We start from the raw sequence: 16,730 nt of genomic DNA on the forward strand, positions 1-16,730 counted from the left end.
CGCAGTTGCATTGCCGATAATTCGGCGCGTGCGAATGACATCCCATACACAAGGTGCGGAACAAGGAAGTACCCATTGAGTACATTTCGAAAGTATCTTTGTCTGGACTTGTTACTTTGGATCTACCTCGGCTGCTGGAATACGACGCTACCGCTGATTATCGTGCAGCGAGGAAGTCTGCTGGAGCTGGCGGCATACGAAACAGCGCTCGCGCTCGCGGCGATCATTTCAATGTTGTGCCTGGCGCCGCGTGTTGAGTCAATGCGCCGCAGTACAGCGCTTAAGGTCGGCTGTTTTGCGATCTTGATCGCAAGTGTTTTGCGATACTTTTTTGCCGCAAGCTGGTATTCGCTTGATGCGCTGATATTGGTCGATGTGATCGCTGCATCAGCATTTGGAATGATTCAGCCTCTTTTGGGCATCTATCCTGCGGAAACCGTTGATAAACATCGTGCGGAGGCTGCATTTCGCGTCCGGCGCATCGTTGTTACGGTCGGCCGGGTTGCGGGGCCTTTGTTGGCGGGTATTGTGATTACGGTTTATTCACTGGAAATCTCGCTGCTATTTGTGTCGATCTTGGGATTGGTCATTGTGGTTTTAGGCATGGCGTTACCGGTCAGCGCAGCTCCTGCCCTGCAACCCCGAAAATCATCAACTGATCTTGTTAATGACATGCTGTTGGGGCTTAAACTCAAATGCGTTTTACCGCCAGAACAGTTTTTGACCTTTTCCGGATTACTACTGAGTCTGGCCGTCACCGCGACCGTACCGATGCTGGTTCCAGCGCTCATACACGCGCGCGGCCTAGCCGAAGGTAGCGTTGGCTTGTTCAATGCGGTATTTGCGGGTGGAGCCGTTGCAGGGTTGTTCTTTTTAAGCCCGCTGATTAGCAAAAAGGAAAATCAGCGCAACAAGTATCTTGGATGCTGGACACTGTTAACGTTTGCACTCTGTGCAGCGACACAAGCCGACGAAATCTGGCTGTTGGGTACTTGCCTGTTTTTTGCCGGAGCGGCGAGTGCTTGCATTACGATGGTCGGAATGGACAAGAGGCTCATGTCGATCCCCTCCGGTGTTCGCGTACGACTGATGGCATCCACATTAGTGATCAGTCAGCTAGGTAGCTCGATTTCATTCATGATGACGGGCGCCATCATGTCCAGATCCGGCGCAACCAGTTTGATGTGGCTTTATCTCGGGGTATTTCTGATTATCGTCATGTATTCCATGCGATCAAAAAAGATATGGCAATTCCTGGACGATGACGCCGAGTCAGAGCTGTATTACGCGAAAAACCATCCGAAACTGGCGGCGATCATGAGTCCATGAAATGTCTCCTGAGAATGTGCCCGACATGCCGGGACGACGCGATCATCCATGTTTAGCTGCCAACATTGACCTGAACCGAGCAATCCCCTGCGAACGAAACTGCCCCGTAGCAGGAGCAAAAAACCTGACGCCGATCCCGTAAAACGGGGACGCTGTACCCGCAATGAAAGCATATTCCCAGTCCGCAAAACCGGGTGTCAGTATCAAACCTACGCGTGCCATCAGTCAGATCCGCCATGAATGCCCGCAACCTATGACGACAACAAACAGACACCAAAGGCTTCGGGTCCAAAGCAGTCAAAAACAGACATCTGAATAACCGTGCTTGTATATTCCCGAAAGGCAGATCTTCACGCCCCCTGCGCGGATTCGGAGAGGTACATTCATGGATCAGAAAAATGGCCAACGTGCCAATGCCGACTGGGTCATCCGCAGTGTTCAACCTGGAGGTATCGAACGTATCGAAGCGTGGTTCGGCAGCCACGGCTACGATCCTCATCGACACGACACCTACTCGATCGGCCGTACGTTGGCGGGCGTCCAGAGCTTTCACTACGCAGGCTCGTTGCGCCACGGTATCCCCGGCAACACGCTGGTGCTTCACCCCGACGAACTCCACGATGGCATGGCCGGTACGGACGCAGGCTTTCGTTATCGAATGGCCTACGTTGATCCGGCATTAATCCAGACCGTTTTGGGCGGAGAACCTTTGCCTTTTATCGCAGGGGGACTTTCGAGCGATCCGCGTCTGTTCCATGCCAGTGAAGCATTCGTGCAAGCAGTGGATCATTCTCTGGAAACACTGGAGGAACAGGACGCGCTGTATGACTTGGCGATGGCGTTGCGTGCGGTCGGCGGCAAACCGCGCGGGCGCAAGCGTGTGGATTACCGCGCAGCCGAGCGCGTCAGAGCATTCATCCTCGAACATCTGCACACATGCATTTCGCTGGAGATGCTGGAACATGCCAGTGGGCGCGAGCGCTGGAGCCTGTCACGCGACTTCAGAACACTTTACGGCACGAGCCCTTACCGATTTGTCACCCTGCGCCGTCTGGATCGGTTCCGCGCATTGGTGCTTCAAGGCTTCACCCTGGTGGATGCGGCCCTCGTCGCGGGTTTCCACGATCAAAGTCATATGACGCGACACTTCACCCGCTGCTACGGAGTTCCACCCATGCGCTGGCTGGAACGATTGCGCGCCGCACGCTGACTTGCAGGATCGTACAAGAGCGCCCTGCTCCATGCTCTTAGGATGGCGACTTCGAACACCGAGGATCCGTCATGTCAAAGCTCCGTCATCAACAATCATCAGTTCCTGTAAACCTGGCACATAAAGCTTCGCTCATCGAACAGCAATGGAGCCCCAGGGTTGTTGCAGAAATGAATGACTACCAGTTCAAGGTTGTGCGAATCGAAGGCGAATTCATCTGGCACTCACATCCTGAGACCGACGAAGCATTTCTTGTCCTGGAAGGCACCTTGCGCATCGACCTGCCGGATGGCTGCGTCTATGTGAATCCCGACGAACTGTATGTAGTACCCCGCGGCGTAGAACATCGGACGGCTGCAGAAGGTGAAGCAAAACTGCTGATGATCGAGCCTCGAGGCATTTTGAACACCGGGCATGAGGATGACGAAAGAACGGCTTTGAACGACGTCTGGATATAATCCAGCGTTATCCATTATCAAAGCCGATGAATTCACGATTTTGCGGGAGATGTGACAGTGCTATCCGATCCAGAGGCGCGCGTAGCACTCAAAGAACTGATTGAAAAATACCTCAAGGGAAGAGATCCCGATTACGACCGTCTGATCGAAATTGTTCAGGATCCTTCGCGGCAAGTTCCGATCAGGGGTGTGCTTGAGGACATTAGACGGTACAACAAGGTCCAGTACACGCAGCAGGACCTAGAACTGATCGACAACCTTTTGTACATGTATGGCTGAGACAGAACGTGCTGGTCGCGGGCAAATGGTTGAAATAGGGTTGCACAGTGAGATGGGCATCCACCTGTGCGGCAACAGGTCGGAAATATCACTCGCCCGGCGCGTCGGCAGACGCGTCAGACCTTCTTTCAGACATCGGCCTGAGTCATGCATCATGACTTCGGTGAACGCTTACGCATCGGGCAAGTGAAATTGAAGAGCTGCTGCCGCATAAATGGCAACTCGATTAGCTACGCGAGGCGGGATGCCCGTACAAATACTTTCGGGAGTGATTAATGAGCAATGACCCCTGTGCTTTAGCTGCGCGCATGATTCGCAACTTCAATGATGTGCCGCTGCAATACGAGCGCCGCGACCCTCTTTACGAGAGCCATGGCGCGCGCCTCGGCACTGACACCGTCGCGCAGAAACTCGGTGCGTCGATGGACATCGTCGCGCCAGGCAAGCGTTCTTGCCCCTACCATTTTCATTATGCTCAGGAAGAGATGTTTGTCATCCTGGAAGGGTTCGGCACCCTGCGCGTGGCGGGTGAAATGTTGCCGATCCGAAGCGGCGACGTCATCTTCATTCCGGCCGGCCCCGAGTATCCGCATCAAATCATCAACACCTCGGATGCGCCGCTGAAGTACCTGTCCATTAGCACCCGAGAAACCCCCGAAATCTGCCAATACCCGGACTCCGGCAAATATCAGGCGATGGTCACAATCAATGGAGCTCGCGCGTTCACCGCTGTGCAGCGGCCCGGGACTACGCTTGATTATTGGGACGACGAACCATGAGGGGGCATCCACATTAGTGATCAGTCAGCCAGGAAGCTCGGTTTCATTCATGATGACGGGCGCCATCATGTCCAGATCCGGCGCAACCAGTTCGATGTGGCTTTATCTCGGAATGCGCTTGAGACATTACTGATTTGAGCAACAAACTTCGCATTGTTCACCCCCTCCACCTCTCAACATCGGCGTGATTCAAGCCAGAGATTCCAACTTGTCGTCACAGACGGCAGAGCGCCTGAGCTCCAGGATCGTGCGTTCATGCACTGCGCCCCACTCTCGCATCGCACTCACCAATGGCGCGAGTGAATGACCTAACGCTGTAAGCGAATACTCCACTTTGGGTGGCACCTCGCGATAGATTTCGCGATGAATCACCCCGTCCGTCTCCAGTTCTCTGAGCTGGAGTGTCAGCATCCTCTGCGTGATATCTGGAATCAGCCGACGTAGCTCGTTAAAGCGCTTCGTGCCTGACATCAGGTGAAAAAGTATGAGCGATTTCCATTTTCCACCGATGACATCGACAGTGAATGCGACGGGACAAGCGAAAGCCTCGATTTCATCCTGGGGGTTACATTTTTTCACTGTTATCACCATGGTATAAAAAGTGTGCCTACCGCACAAAATTGTGCGTACTTACGTCGATGTGCTGCAAAAGTTAGCATGGATTCCATATTCACCACTATGGAATCGGACAGATGAGTTTGTTGTTATCACCCTATGAAATTAAGGGCCTCACCCTGAAAAACCGGGTCGTCATGTCCCCTATGTGCATGCATATGGCGGCGGATGATGGTTTCGTCACTGACTGGCACCGCGTTCATTACGGCGCTCGTGCTCTGGGTCAGGCGGCGCTGATTTTTCCCGAAACGCTGGCCATTCAGGCTGACGGTCGTATTGGCGCCGGTGACCTTGGCATCTGGAGCGATGAGCACGTTGTCGGCTTGAAGGCGCTGACGGAATTGCTTCACGGCTTTGGTGCAAAAGCCGGCGCTCAGATCGGCCATGCGGGGCGCAATGCTGACCTGCCCGGTCTGATTCACATCGCGCCATCGGCGATTCCATTTACGCAAACCAGCCCTGTTCCTCGCGAACTCGCGGCTGATGAGATTCCGGCTCTGGTAAAGCTGTACGGCGATGCCGCACGTCGAGCCAGCGAAGCTGGCTTCGATGTGCTTGAGATCCATGCCGCGCACGGCTACTTGTTAAGTGAGTTTCTCTCGCCGTTGGCTAATACCCGCGACGACGAATATGGCGGAGATGCCGAGCGTCGTTATCGCTTCCTGCGCGAGGTGCTGGAAGAGGTCAAAACGCATTGGGGGGATCGCCCTCTGTTCGTGCGCATCTCCAGTTCTGATTACGCCGAAGGCGGAAACACGCCCGAGTCGTTCCTCGAATATGGTCGCTGGATGAAAGCGCAGGGCGTTGACTTGATCGACTGCAGCTCCGGCGGGATCAAGATGGTCAAGGTCGAGACCTACCCGGGTTACCAGGTGCCGGCCGCTGAATTACTGCGTAAGGAGTTGCATATAGCAACAGGCGCTGTGGGTGTGATTCAGAGTGGACGTCAGGCTGAAGAAATCCTGCAGAACGGCCGAGCTGATCTGGTGTTTGTCGGGCGGCAAATGCTCCGAGATCCATTCTGGGTTCGCAGCGCTGCAGATGATCTTGAAGAAATCATTGAGATTCCTACCGCCTACACACGTTATGGATCTGTCTGGCTTGATGCCAAAGCCTGATGCCTTTGTTGCACTAATCCTATGAAGCAGGAGCAAGCACATGAGCAAGCCGACTTACGTTGAAGAATACCAAGCCATCACCGAGGTGCTTAACCAGTACATTGAGGGCTGCAAGCAGGCCAAAAGCAGCATCATGAAGCCAGCCTTCAGTGAGCAAGCGACCATGTTCAGCGTCGATGGCGACGGTAAGCTGACGGGCGGCGCAATTTCAATCCTGTTCGACGGGATCGACAAGGGTTTCCGCCCTTCTCCTGATGCACCGGCGGCTATCGTTCGCGTCGAAGTCGTCGGTACGGCGGCGAGCGCTCGCATCGACGCCAACGACATGTCAGGTATCTCTTTCACCGACTTTTTTCATCTGCTGAAAGTTGATGGCAAGTGGACTGTGATTAGCAAGATTTTTCAAACGCATGCAGCAGCTTGATGACTAGTGCCGTCCGGCGGTTTAGTGTTCGACTCTCCCTGCTCACGCGTTGACATTAGAATTTGCGGGCAGATCTGCTGCGATGGGCGAGAAAAAAGGCGCCAAATTGGCGCCTTTACGTTATTAAGCGACTTTGATCACAACCTTCCCAAATGCTCCCCCCGCGAGATGTTCGTAAGCTTCTCGTGCTTTCTCGAACGGATAGACCTGATCGATCACGGGACGGATTTCGTGCTCGTTGAGGAAAGTATTCATCCGGTCAAATGATGAACGCGGCGCCACGGCGATTCCGCGAATGGTCGTCTGGCGGAAAATAAGTGGCATCAGATTGAGCTCAACGGTTTGTCCCGTGAGAAAGCCGATCTGCGCAATACGCCCCGATGCCTTGGTTGCTGCGACCGATTGGTTGATGCCACTGCCACCGGCCACATCGAGGAGCAGATCCACGCCCTTGCCTTCGGTCAGCTTCAGCACTTCGTCCGCCCACTTCGGGGTCGTTCTGTAGTTGATCCCGGCCATAGCCCCCAGCCCCTTCACGGTTTGCAGATTCTGGTCGCTGCTCGACGTAGCGATGACCTTCGCGCCAAGTGCAGTAGCAATCTGCACGGCAAATATCGATACACCCCCAGTGCCTTGAACCAATACGGTTTGACCCGGCTGGATTTGTCCAAAGTCCACCAGCGAATACCAGGCTGTGAGCGCAGCAATAGGCAGTGTTGCCGCCTCCTCGTCGCTCATGTTGTCGGGGGCACCGACGGCGCTGTCTTCATGGATGATCATGTATTCGGCCAGACCGCCGGGCAACGGCGAACCGAAGCAGTAATCGGGTTCGTTCGGCCCTGGTTCGCCATCCAGCCAACGTGAGTAAAGGTGGGAATTGACACGATCACCGACTTTAAAACGCGTGACGTTGTCACCAATCGCAACCACCGTGCCGGCTGCATCACTTACGGGAATCAGAGGTTTGGGCACCCTGTGCGGTTCATAAATGCCGTCGACGATAGCCTTATCGCGAAAGTTGAGCGAGACAGCGCCGACCTTCACCAGTAACTCGCCAGCCTTGGGTTGCGGGGTCGCTACCTCTCCCAATTGCAGGTTGTCGAGTCCGAAATCGTTCAATAACCAAGCTTTCATTGCCAATCTCCAAATACACATCAATGGCCTCGAACCAGAGCCGGTTCCGCCTTGGGTGCATTTTTCGCTGTTGAAGGTGCGCAATAAATGCGTGGAAAAAGACATGATTGTTCTATTCTTGGATAACAATCATGTTCAACCGTTGATGTCCGGGTTCATAGGAAAGCGTCATGGAATTGCTTCAATCGATGCGACTGTTCGCCAGGCTTGCCGAACTTGGCAGCTTTACCAAAGCTGCCGAATCGCTGGACATCGGGCGACCGCAGGTCACTCGGTATATCCAGGAGCTGGAAACGTCACTGGGCGTGCGCTTGTTCCAGCGCACCACGAGAAAGGTCGCACTCACCGCCGAGGGCGAGAGGTTCTATGAGCGGGTACAGGAAATTCTGGCGGGTATTTCTGCTGCGACCTCAATGTTCGATCGATCAGGAGCAACGCTCACAGGCCGGCTGCGCGTCGATATCCCAAGCGCCTTCGCGCAGATGAAATTCATCAATAGCCTTAAAGAATTCACCGTCTGCTACCCCAGTATCAACATGGTTCTGGGCGTGACTGATCGGGCTGTCGACTTGATCGGCGAAGGCGTCGACTGTGCGTTGCGTATCGGCGATCTACCGGATTCGAGCTTGATCGCTCGCCCTATCGCGATGGCGACGATGGTGACGTGTGCCGCGCCCGGGTATTTGAACGAGCATGGCGAACCCAAGACACTCGACGATCTGGCCTCCCATCGAGGCGTCAACTTCTTGTCCGGTCAGAGCAACAGGACATTGCCCTGGCATTTTTCGGTGAAAGATCAGGATCGATCCTTTGTGAGTAACGCCGGCATCACCGTCACCGAGTCGAATGCGTACGTTCAGTGTGGCGTGTCGGGTTTCGGAATAATTCAGGCGCCCGGGATCGCCGTGGCCGAGCATTTGGAAAGTCGCGGTTTGGTGGAAATTCTAAAGCCTTATCGGCCAGCCCCTCGCCCGGTGTCGTTGCTATACCCGAGCCGGACTCATCTGGCGCCCCAGGTTCAAGCTTTTATCGAGTGGCTGCAAGAGCGCTTTCCGCTGCTTCATTCCGACTGGCTGGAACTGTAGCGATTGAGCTGTAAACGGTGGTCACGGGGCGAAACCGGTCCTTCGCGAATGTGCATTCCTGCCCAATTCCCATAACCCCCTCATGTAACCCAAAAACACGCCGATATCCTCCAGCAGCACGGAAGCACCGCAGCAGCACTTACTTCATGGACGGCAGGAACCCGAACAATGTTGGAATACCTCTGGCGCAGCATCCATTCCCCGGACTACTTGCCCAACGTACTGGAGTGGATACTCCATATTCTCCTCAGCCCGTTCATGGTGATCATGTGCCTGATGGTCGGCGCGCTGGCCGGCAAATGGTGGAGAGCACTGCCCTACGGCAGTCTGACTTGTTATGTGGTCTTTCTCAGCCGGTCTTCTTTCTATCGGTGGGAAAGCATTTTTCCCGTAGCCGGCCTGCCTGCGCTGGCGATCGATGGCGCGCTATTGGCGCTCCTCGGCTTTTATTTGAAAGGCGTACTCAGAACCCGCGCAGACGCAAAACCCGAAGGCCATTGGCTGCGCAGGCTTTATCAAGGCCTTAAGGTCTTTCTGCTGACAGTCATGGTGATTTTCTGGGGATTGGTCGTGCTGTTTGTCGTGGTCTTCACTGTCTCGGTCGCGACCCAACCGTCATTGGCGCACTGAGCAGCTTCCTGCTTGATCAGACAAATCGGGACGCAGCTTCGCCGGAAACAGCACTCGAATGAGTTGCCGGTTCGACAAGATGAACCTCCGTGGCATTGCGCCCCGCCAGCCAGGCAAGCACAGACGCGACAACCAACACCGCGGCGCTAAGCTCGAACGTAGCTTTATAACCACTCAGATCAAAAGCCAGGCCACCAATGATCGCGCCACCGGCGATCGCCAGTTGGACAATCGCGACGAGCAAGCCGCCTCCGGCCTCCGCATCATCCGGCAGCGTCTGCGCCAGCCATGTCCACCAGCCGACCGGCGCGGCGGTGGCAACCAGTCCCCAGAGTCCGAGTAACGAGGCGGTCAGTACCGGTGATTTGCCGAAGCTGACCAACGCCAGCGCGATGGCCGCCATGATCAGCGGGATGACGGTCAACGTGCGGTAGAGGCCGCGCCCCATAAACCGTTCGATCAGAAAGGTGCCGATAAAACCGGCCAGTCCCAGCCCCAGCAGCATCAAGGACAACGTTGAAACACTGACGCCCGTCACGCCTTCAAGAAAGGGCCGCAGGTAGGTGAACAGCATGAATTGGCCCATGAAAAACACACTGACGGCGACCATGCCCAAGGCCACTGGCAATTGCTTCATCAGGCGCAGAACGTTGCCGCTTCCGGCCTGGCGTTCGGCCTTGAAGGATGGAAGGCTGATCAGCAGCCAGACGGCGGCAAGCACCGCGACCGGAACCACACAGAAGAATGCACCACGCCAGCCGATCAGCGAGCCGAGAAAGCTCCCCGCCGGAGCGGCGATGACCGTCGCCAGCGCGTTACCGCCATTGACGATGGCCAGCGCTCGCGAAACCTGTTCAGGCTTCACCAGGCGCATCGCAGTCGCCGCTGACAATGACCAGAAACCACCAATTGCTATACCGATCAGCGCACGTCCGAACATGAATGACGGGTAGCCCGGCGCGACCGCGACGACCGTACCGGAGACGATCATCAACAAGGTCAGGCCCAGCAGCAGCTTCTTGCGTTCGACGCGAGCGGCGACCGAGGCAATCAGCAGGCTGGTTATCAGGGCAAAGGCACCCGACACGGAAATGCCCTGCCCGGCCTGGCCTTCGGTGATGTGCAGGTCGGCCGCAATCGGCGTCAGCAGACTGACGGGCATGAACTCTGAAGCGACCAAAGCGAATGCGGCCAGCGACATGGCCAGCACAGCGCTCCAGCCGCCTGTTGTTTTAGAAGGATCTGTAGAAGGAAACGTCATGGCAACTACCTGTGGTGCGAAAAACCTGTGGATGTGATGCGCAGGGGCAAGCAGCTTGAAACCCATTCGGGCACTGCCCCTGTAACAGATAGACACATTCTCCCGGTCAATCCCGCCCTTCCCTAGCGCATTCCTCTTGAATGCTTGCCTGATCCTCTGGCGATGCAGGGTGATGGATAGGAAACGTCTCGCGCGCGGATTAGAGTTCGGTCAACAGGAGTGACCCGACATGATCCCTACCCCTCTGCCCCAGGAATCGCCTTTGGCGTTGAACATTGACCCGCGTGTGAGCGCGCCGGGTGACTTCGCCACGGCCATACCCGGCTTGTCGCTGTTTCGTCGCGACCAGCCAGCGCCGCCCGTGGTGTGTATGATCGAACCGAGCCTGATTCTCGTCGGTCGCGGTGAAAAGCGTTTGTGGGTTGGTGGTGAGGGTTACAGCTATGACCCTTCGCGGTTTCTGGTGACGTCGCTGGACCTGCCCGCCAACTCCGAAGTGACGCTTGCCAGTCCCGAACAGCCCTGTGTCGGTCTGGTGCTGAAACTGGATGTGAGCATGCTCGCCGAAGTCATCACCAAGAGCGGCTTGCCGGCCAAGCGGCAGCCATCAACGGGCACCGGCGCCGCGATTGGCAGCCTGTCGTCCGCGCTGGAGGGCGCACTTGATCGCCTGCTGGCATTGCTCGACGAACCCGAGGCGATCCCGGTGCTGGCGCCGCTGATTTTGCGCGAGATCCACTATCGGTTGCTGCATACCGACCAAGGTGCACGGCTGCGGCAGATCACTGCCGTCGATGGTCAGGGTTATCGCATCGCCAAGGCCATCGACTGGCTCAAGGTCAACTACACCGATGCCCTGCGCATCGACGATCTGGCCGCGCGGGTGCAGATGAGCGCGCCGACCTTTCACCATCATTTCCGTCAGCTCACTGGAATGAGCCCGCTGCAGTACCAGAAATGGCTGCGGCTCAACGAAGCGCGGCGACTGATGCTGGTCGAGCGGCTCGACGTTTCGCGGGCGGCGTTTGCGGTTGGCTATGAAAGCCCCTCGCAGTTCAGCCGCGAATATGGCCGGCTGTTCGGCACCGCGCCAAGTCGTGACATCGCCCTCCTGCGCGGGCAGCCATTTGAAGCAGAAGCCCTGGGCACAGTAGCGAATTGAACGAAAAACGCTGATGCGCCTTGCCGCGTGTCACCGCTCATAACAATGCACGTCAACCGATGATCAGCGGGTGAATCATGGAACTACGAATCAACCAGAAGACCTATCAGGTCGATGCCGACGCCGATACGCCCTTGCTGTGGGTGATCCGCGATGATCTGGGCATGACCGGGACCAAGTACGGCTGCGGATTGGCGCAATGCGGCGCCTGCTCGGTGCTGGTGGATGGCAACGTCGTGCGCTCGTGCGTCACGCCGGTGGCCGGTGTGGTCGGCCGCGAGGTCACCACCATTGAGGCCATCGAAAGCGATGAAGTCGGCAAACGGGTGGTCGCGACCTGGGTCGATCTGCAGGTTGCGCAGTGCGGCTACTGCCAGTCCGGGCAGGTGATGGCCGCCACTGCGCTGCTCAAACAAAACCCTAAACCGAGTGATGCGCAGATCGAAGCGGCGATGGTCAATCTGTGCCGCTGCGGCACTTACAACGCCATTCATGCCGCCATGCATGAGCTGGCCGGCAAGGGAGACGCGTGATGAACGTTCGTATCGACCCTTCACAGCAAGCCTCGGTGCTGGATCTGCACGAACCGATCAATGTATCGCGCAGACGTTTTCTCACCGGTACGGCCGTCGGCGCGCTGGTCCTCGGTTTCGGTCTGCCGCTCGGTACAACGCGCGTGCAAGCTGCCGTTGCAGCGGCGACGGCCGAGCGCGGCACGCAGGTGCCGGCGTTTCTCGAGATCCGTCCGGACAACCGCGTGCGTCTGCTCTGCCCGTTCATGGAAGGCGGGCAAGGCACGTTCACGGCGATGGCGCAGATCGTCGGTGAAGAACTGGATGCTGACCCGGCAACCTTCCTGGTCGAAGCGGCACCGCCCGGCGAAGCCTATGTAGTGTTGGAAAACGGCATGCGCATCACCGGCGGCAGCATGTCGGTGCGCATGAGCTACCCGGTCATGCGCCGCCTCGGCGCCCTCGCCCGCGCCATGTTATTGCAGGCGGGCGCGCAGCAACTTGGCGTGCCGGTAAGCGAGTTGAGCACCGAGCCCGGCAAAGTCGTGCATGCCAAGTCGGGCCGCTCGCTGGCCTACGGTGAACTGGCCGAGCGGGCGATGGATCTGCCGGTTCCCGATCCGGCCTCCGTGCAACTGCGTGATCCGAGCCAGTTCCGCTGGATCGGCAAACCGGTGAAACGCCTCGATGCCTACGACAAGTCCACCGGCAAAGCGCTGTACAGCATCGACCTGAAGGTCGACAACATGCTCCACGCTGCCGTGCAGCACGCCCCGCGCCTAGGCATGACCGTGGGCAACCTGCGCAACGAAGATCAGGTCAAAGCAATGAAAGGCGTGCATTCCGTGCACCGTCTGCCGGGCGCCGTGGCGGTAGTCGCCGAGCGCTGGTGGCACGCCAAACGTGCCGTCGAGGCGATCCAGGTCGACTGGCAAGAGCCAACGGCCGACAGCAAAGTGCGGCCGATGCCCGCCGACTTTTCCAGCGATGCCTGGTTCAAGCGCCTCGCTGAAGACAAAGGCCCGGCCAAAGATGATGAAAACGAAGGCGACGTGGCGTCGATTCTCAAGGACACCAAGACCCGGATCGACGCCACTTACCACAACCAATACCTGAACCATGGACAACTGGAGCCGCCTTCGGCACTGGCCCGATTCAACCCGGACGGTACGCTGGAAGTCTGGTTGCCGAATCAGGCGCCGGACATGTTCCGTGCCGACATTGCCAAACGCACAGGGCTGGATCCGACGCGCATCACCTTGCATTCGCCGCTGCTAGGCGGGTTCTTCGGCCGGCATTTCCTCTACGACTCGGCCAGTCCCTACCCTCAGGCAATCGCGCTGGCGAAAGCGGTGGGCCGTCCGGTCAAACTGATCTGGAGTCGCGAAGAGGAGTTCCTGCGCGACGTGCTCCGCCCGGTTGCTGCAGTGAACTTCCGTGCCGCGCTGGACAACGACGGCTGGCCGCTGGCAATCGAAGCGATCAGTGCCACCGAAGGTCCGACCGAAGCCCTCGCCGGCAAACAAGGTGAAAAGCTCGACCCGACGGCGCTTGAAGGCTTGTCGGGCAAGTCCTACGCGATCGCCAACAAACGCATCGCGCAGATCTACGTCAAAGGCCCGGCGATGCTCGGTTACTGGCGTTCGGTGGGCAATTCGCTCAACGACTTCTTCTATGAATCGTTCCTCGATGAACTGGCCGACAAGGGTGGCAAAGACCCGTTCGACCTGCGCCTGCATTTGCTGCGTGACAACCAACGCCTGACCACCCTGCTGCAAGCGGTGGGTGAATTGTCGGGCGGCTGGAAGCGCGGGCCGTTTACTGCCGAGGATGGCAGCAAACGTGCACGCGGGGTGGCGATGGCTTCGCCGTTCGGTACAGAGACGGCGGTGATCGCCGAGGTGTCCATCGAGAACGGTCAGGTCAAGGTGCACGACATCTGGCAGGCGATTGACCCCGGCAGCATCGTCAACCCGGCGATTGTCGAAGCGCAGGTCAACGGCGCCGTGGCGCTGGGACTGTCGCAAACCCTGGTGGAGGAAGCCGTGTGGGTGGATGGCAAGCCTCGGGCGCGCAACTACGACTTGTACCCGATCCTGCCGCCTGCGCGGATGGCCCGGGTCGACGTGCGTGTGGTCGAGAGTGGAGAAAAAATGGGTGGCATCGGTGAACCGCCGTTGCCAGCGGTCGCGCCCGCCGTCGCTAACGCGGTGGCAAGGCTAACCGGTCAGCGGGTGCGCAGCCTGCCCATGAGCCGACACACCTTCACTTGATCAGCGCCGGAGCGTCCATGAATAACAGCCGATTCGCAAGAACCGCAGGCTGGCTGGCAGTGCCGTGCCTGGTCGCGGCAGGCCTGCTGGCCTGGTATGTCACCCGCGAGCCCGTCTCGCGCCTGGAAAACCATCAGATCGCCGTGGCCGACATCGACCCGGCACTGGTCGCGCGTGGCGAATACGTCGCCCGGCTCAGCGATTGCGTGGCCTGCCACAGCGTGCCGGGCGGCGCACCGTTCGCCGGCGGCCTGGAAATGGCCACGCCGCTGGGCTCAATCCATGCGACCAATATCACCCCGGACACGGAAACCGGCATTGGCCATTACAGCCTGGCGGACTTCGACCGGGCGGTGCGTCACGGCGTGGCCCCCAACAGTCGCCGTCTGTACCCGGCGATGCCCTACCCGTCCTACGCCAAGCTCAGTGACGATGATGTACGTGCGTTGTATGCGTTCTTCATGAAAGGCGTGGCGCCGGTGAAACAGGCCAACATCCCGAGCGCGATTCCTTTTCCGCTGAATCTGCGCTGGCCGATTGCACTGTGGAACAGCGTGTTTGTCGATGCCGAACCGTATGCGGCGAAACCGTCGCAGGATGAACAGTGGAACCGTGGCGCTTACCTCGTTCAGGGCGCCGGGCACTGCGGCAGTTGCCACACGCCGCGTGGCCTGGCGTTCAACGAGAAGGCACTGGATGAATCCGGTAAACCGTACCTCGCCGGCGCCTTGCTCGATGGCTGGTACGCGCCGAGCCTGCGTGATGATCACAACACTGGCCTGGGCCGCTGGAGCGAGCCGGAGATCGTGCAGTTCCTCAAGACCGGTCGCAATAAACATGCGGTGGTCTACGGCTCGATGACCGAAGCGTTCAACAACTCCACGCAGTTCATGAGCGATGATGATCTGACCGCGATTGCCCACTACCTGAAATCGCTTCCCGGGGATCGCGAACGGGATGGCGCGCCGTGGCAGTATCAAGCGGTATCGGCAGCGCAACGACTGGACTCGCCCGGTGCGCATACCTACGTGACGCGCTGTGCTTCGTGCCACGGCCTCGACGGCAAGGGGCAACCTGAATGGATGCCGCCGCTGGCCGGCGCCACCGCGGCACTGGCCAAGGAAAGCGCCTCGGCGATCAACATCACCCTCAATGGTTCGCAGCGTGTCGTCGCGGCTGGCGTGCCGGATGCCTATCGCATGCCGGCCTTCCGTGAGCAGTTGTCGGATCAGCAGATCGCCGAAGTGCTGACGTTCATGCGCAGCACCTGGGGCAATCAGAGCACAGCGGTCGATGCGCAGGCGGTGGGCAAACTGCGTGAACACACTGATCCGGCCAGCAGCAGCCCGATCATCCTGCAGATGCGCTAAGAGGAGGTTTTAATGGAAAGCATCGACTTGCTGGTCCTGCGCACAGCGCGGGACTGGCTGGCCGCTGGCGAGCGTGTGTTGCTCGCCACGGTGGCGCGCACCTGGGGTTCATCACCACGCCCGACGGGTTCGATGATGGCTTTGCGTGACGATGGCCGCGTGGTGGGCAGCGTGTCCGGTGGCTGCATCGAAGACGATCTGATCCATCGCTTCACCACGGCCCATGGCGGCAGCGCTTTTAGCGACAGCGCACCGCAAGTGGTGCGCTATGGCGTCAGCGCCGATGAGGCGCATCGGTTCGGCTTGCCGTGCGGTGGCACGCTTGAACTGATCCTTGAATTCAACCCGGCGTGGCAGTCGCTTGATGAGCTGCTGGCGCAACTGGACGCCGGGCAACTGGTTCGCCGTGGCCTGACGCTGGAGTCCGGTCAGGTCATACTTGAATCCACCGCAACGCCGGAACAATTCAGTTTCGATGGTGCGCAGATGCTCAACACCTTGGGGCCGGGCTATCGGATGCTGATGATCGGGGCCGGAGCGCTGGCCGAATATCTGGCGACCATGGCCTTGTTCAACGGCTTCAAGGTGGCGGTGTGCGATCCGCGTCCCGAGTACATCGAGACGTGGGCAGTAGACGGTGTGGAGCGGATTGTCGGCATGCCGGACGACGTGGTCCGCGACTTCGCGGTCGATCTGCGCACCTGCATCGTCGCCTTGAGTCATGACCCCAAACTCGACGATCTGGCATTGCTCGAAGCGCTCCACAGCCCGGCGTTCTACATCGGTGCGATCGGCTCGCGGCGCAACAGCCAACTGCGCCGCGAACGCCTGATCGAGCATTTTGCTGAAACCGAGGCGTCGCTGGAGCGCCTGCACGGGCCGATCGGCCTCTACATTGGCAGCAAGACGCCTGCGGAAATCGCCGTTAGCGTGATGGCCGAGATTCTTGCGGCGAAGAATGGCGCCAGCCTGCCGAAAGCGTTTTCAATTGCCAGGGCCAAAGCGCTCGCAGAATGAGCCGCGCGGCTACTCTGTGTCGGCGTTGTCGGCCGGCAACGAAACGACGTGGTTTATCAGGTGACGATTCCGGC

At 58.3% G+C, this 16,730-nt stretch carries 17 protein-coding genes and 1 pseudogene; 14 read left to right on the forward strand and 4 right to left on the reverse strand.

Annotation, left to right across the window (positions count from 1 at the left end):
• The first annotated feature begins 75 nt into the window (after window positions 1-75).
• The gene (locus tag KBP52_RS03650) at window positions 76-1,329 is read left to right on the forward strand and encodes an MFS transporter (RefSeq protein ID WP_212622094.1); all 1,254 of its coding nucleotides are present in this window, start codon (window positions 76-78) and stop codon (window positions 1,327-1,329) included.
• Between the two features lie 84 nt (window positions 1,330-1,413).
• On the opposite strand, the pseudogene KBP52_RS03655 reads toward KBP52_RS03650, so the two are convergent.
• A pseudogene (locus tag KBP52_RS03655) lies at window positions 1,414-1,551 on the reverse strand (glutamine amidotransferase); the annotation flags it as partial.
• A 163-nt stretch (window positions 1,552-1,714) separates the two neighbouring features.
• Between KBP52_RS03655 and KBP52_RS03660 the strand changes: the two are divergent.
• From KBP52_RS03660 to KBP52_RS03675, 4 genes are all read left to right on the forward strand, one after another.
• A complete protein-coding gene (locus tag KBP52_RS03660) occupies window positions 1,715-2,539 on the forward strand; it encodes an AraC family transcriptional regulator (protein WP_212622095.1) in 825 nt (274 codons plus the stop codon).
• A 71-nt stretch (window positions 2,540-2,610) separates the two neighbouring features.
• Window positions 2,611-2,997, forward strand: coding sequence for a cupin domain-containing protein (locus KBP52_RS03665; RefSeq protein ID WP_212622096.1), 387 nt, complete (start codon window positions 2,611-2,613; stop codon window positions 2,995-2,997).
• A 57-nt stretch (window positions 2,998-3,054) separates the two neighbouring features.
• A complete protein-coding gene (locus KBP52_RS03670) occupies window positions 3,055-3,276 on the forward strand; it encodes a hypothetical protein (RefSeq protein ID WP_077572920.1) in 222 nt (73 codons plus the stop codon).
• A 275-nt stretch (window positions 3,277-3,551) separates the two neighbouring features.
• On the forward strand, window positions 3,552-4,055 hold the full coding sequence (locus KBP52_RS03675; protein ID WP_212622097.1) for a cupin domain-containing protein: 504 nt from the start codon (window positions 3,552-3,554) through the stop codon (window positions 4,053-4,055).
• Window positions 4,056-4,244: 189 nt separating this feature from the next.
• Here the strand turns inward: KBP52_RS03675 and KBP52_RS03680 are convergent, their stop codons facing one another.
• Window positions 4,245-4,634, reverse strand: coding sequence for a helix-turn-helix domain-containing protein (locus KBP52_RS03680; RefSeq protein ID WP_123594701.1), 390 nt, complete (start codon window positions 4,632-4,634; stop codon window positions 4,245-4,247).
• 113 nt (window positions 4,635-4,747) lie between these two features.
• On the opposite strand from KBP52_RS03680, the gene namA reads away from it, so the two are divergent.
• Together namA and KBP52_RS03690 are read left to right on the forward strand one after the other, a co-directional pair.
• On the forward strand, window positions 4,748-5,788 hold the full coding sequence (gene namA, locus KBP52_RS03685; RefSeq protein WP_077572923.1) for an NADPH dehydrogenase NamA: 1,041 nt from the start codon (window positions 4,748-4,750) through the stop codon (window positions 5,786-5,788).
• Between the two features lie 40 nt (window positions 5,789-5,828).
• Window positions 5,829-6,212, forward strand: a complete 384-nt coding sequence (locus KBP52_RS03690; protein WP_077572924.1) for a nuclear transport factor 2 family protein — start codon at window positions 5,829-5,831, stop codon at window positions 6,210-6,212.
• 123 nt (window positions 6,213-6,335) lie between these two features.
• Here the strand turns inward: KBP52_RS03690 and KBP52_RS03695 are convergent, their stop codons facing one another.
• Window positions 6,336-7,346 (reverse strand): NAD(P)-dependent alcohol dehydrogenase, encoded by a 1,011-nt coding sequence (locus tag KBP52_RS03695; protein ID WP_123594626.1) that lies wholly within the window; start codon window positions 7,344-7,346, stop codon window positions 6,336-6,338.
• Between the two features lie 170 nt (window positions 7,347-7,516).
• On the opposite strand from KBP52_RS03695, the gene KBP52_RS03700 reads away from it, so the two are divergent.
• Window positions 7,517-8,431: a LysR family transcriptional regulator gene (locus tag KBP52_RS03700; protein WP_212622098.1), complete on the forward strand. Its 915-nt coding sequence runs from the start codon at window positions 7,517-7,519 to the stop codon at window positions 8,429-8,431.
• A 168-nt stretch (window positions 8,432-8,599) separates the two neighbouring features.
• Window positions 8,600-9,061 carry a hypothetical protein gene (locus tag KBP52_RS03705; protein WP_212622099.1) on the forward strand — a complete coding sequence of 154 codons (462 nt, stop codon included), beginning with the start codon at window positions 8,600-8,602 and terminating at the stop codon, window positions 9,059-9,061.
• A gap of 16 nt (window positions 9,062-9,077) precedes the next feature.
• On the opposite strand, the gene KBP52_RS03710 is transcribed toward KBP52_RS03705, so the two are convergent.
• A complete protein-coding gene (locus tag KBP52_RS03710) occupies window positions 9,078-10,322 on the reverse strand; it encodes an MFS transporter (protein WP_212623094.1) in 1,245 nt (414 codons plus the stop codon).
• 229 nt (window positions 10,323-10,551) lie between these two features.
• Between KBP52_RS03710 and KBP52_RS03715 the strand changes: the two genes are divergently transcribed.
• The 5 genes from KBP52_RS03715 (at window position 10,552) to KBP52_RS03735 (ending at window position 16,656) form a co-directional block, all read left to right on the forward strand.
• Entirely contained in the window at window positions 10,552-11,484 is a 933-nt protein-coding gene (locus KBP52_RS03715; protein ID WP_212622100.1) for an AraC family transcriptional regulator, read from the forward strand.
• A gap of 77 nt (window positions 11,485-11,561) precedes the next feature.
• A complete protein-coding gene (locus KBP52_RS03720) occupies window positions 11,562-12,017 on the forward strand; it encodes a (2Fe-2S)-binding protein (RefSeq protein ID WP_212622101.1) in 456 nt (151 codons plus the stop codon).
• Window positions 12,017-14,269: a molybdopterin cofactor-binding domain-containing protein gene (locus KBP52_RS03725; RefSeq protein WP_212622102.1), complete on the forward strand. Its 2,253-nt coding sequence runs from the start codon at window positions 12,017-12,019 to the stop codon at window positions 14,267-14,269. Before KBP52_RS03720 ends, KBP52_RS03725 begins: the two co-directional genes overlap by 1 nt.
• 17 nt (window positions 14,270-14,286) lie before the next feature.
• The gene (locus tag KBP52_RS03730; RefSeq protein WP_212622103.1) at window positions 14,287-15,639 is read left to right on the forward strand and encodes a cytochrome c; all 1,353 of its coding nucleotides are present in this window, start codon (window positions 14,287-14,289) and stop codon (window positions 15,637-15,639) included.
• 12 nt (window positions 15,640-15,651) lie between these two features.
• Complete coding sequence (locus KBP52_RS03735; protein WP_212622104.1) at window positions 15,652-16,656, forward strand: XdhC family protein; 1,005 nt, start codon at window positions 15,652-15,654, stop codon at window positions 16,654-16,656.
• Window positions 16,657-16,730: the final 74 nt, after the last annotated feature.

Source organism: Pseudomonas sp. SCA2728.1_7 (assembly GCF_018138145.1).
In the GTDB taxonomy this organism is placed as follows: domain Bacteria; phylum Pseudomonadota; class Gammaproteobacteria; order Pseudomonadales; family Pseudomonadaceae; genus Aquipseudomonas; species Aquipseudomonas koreensis_A.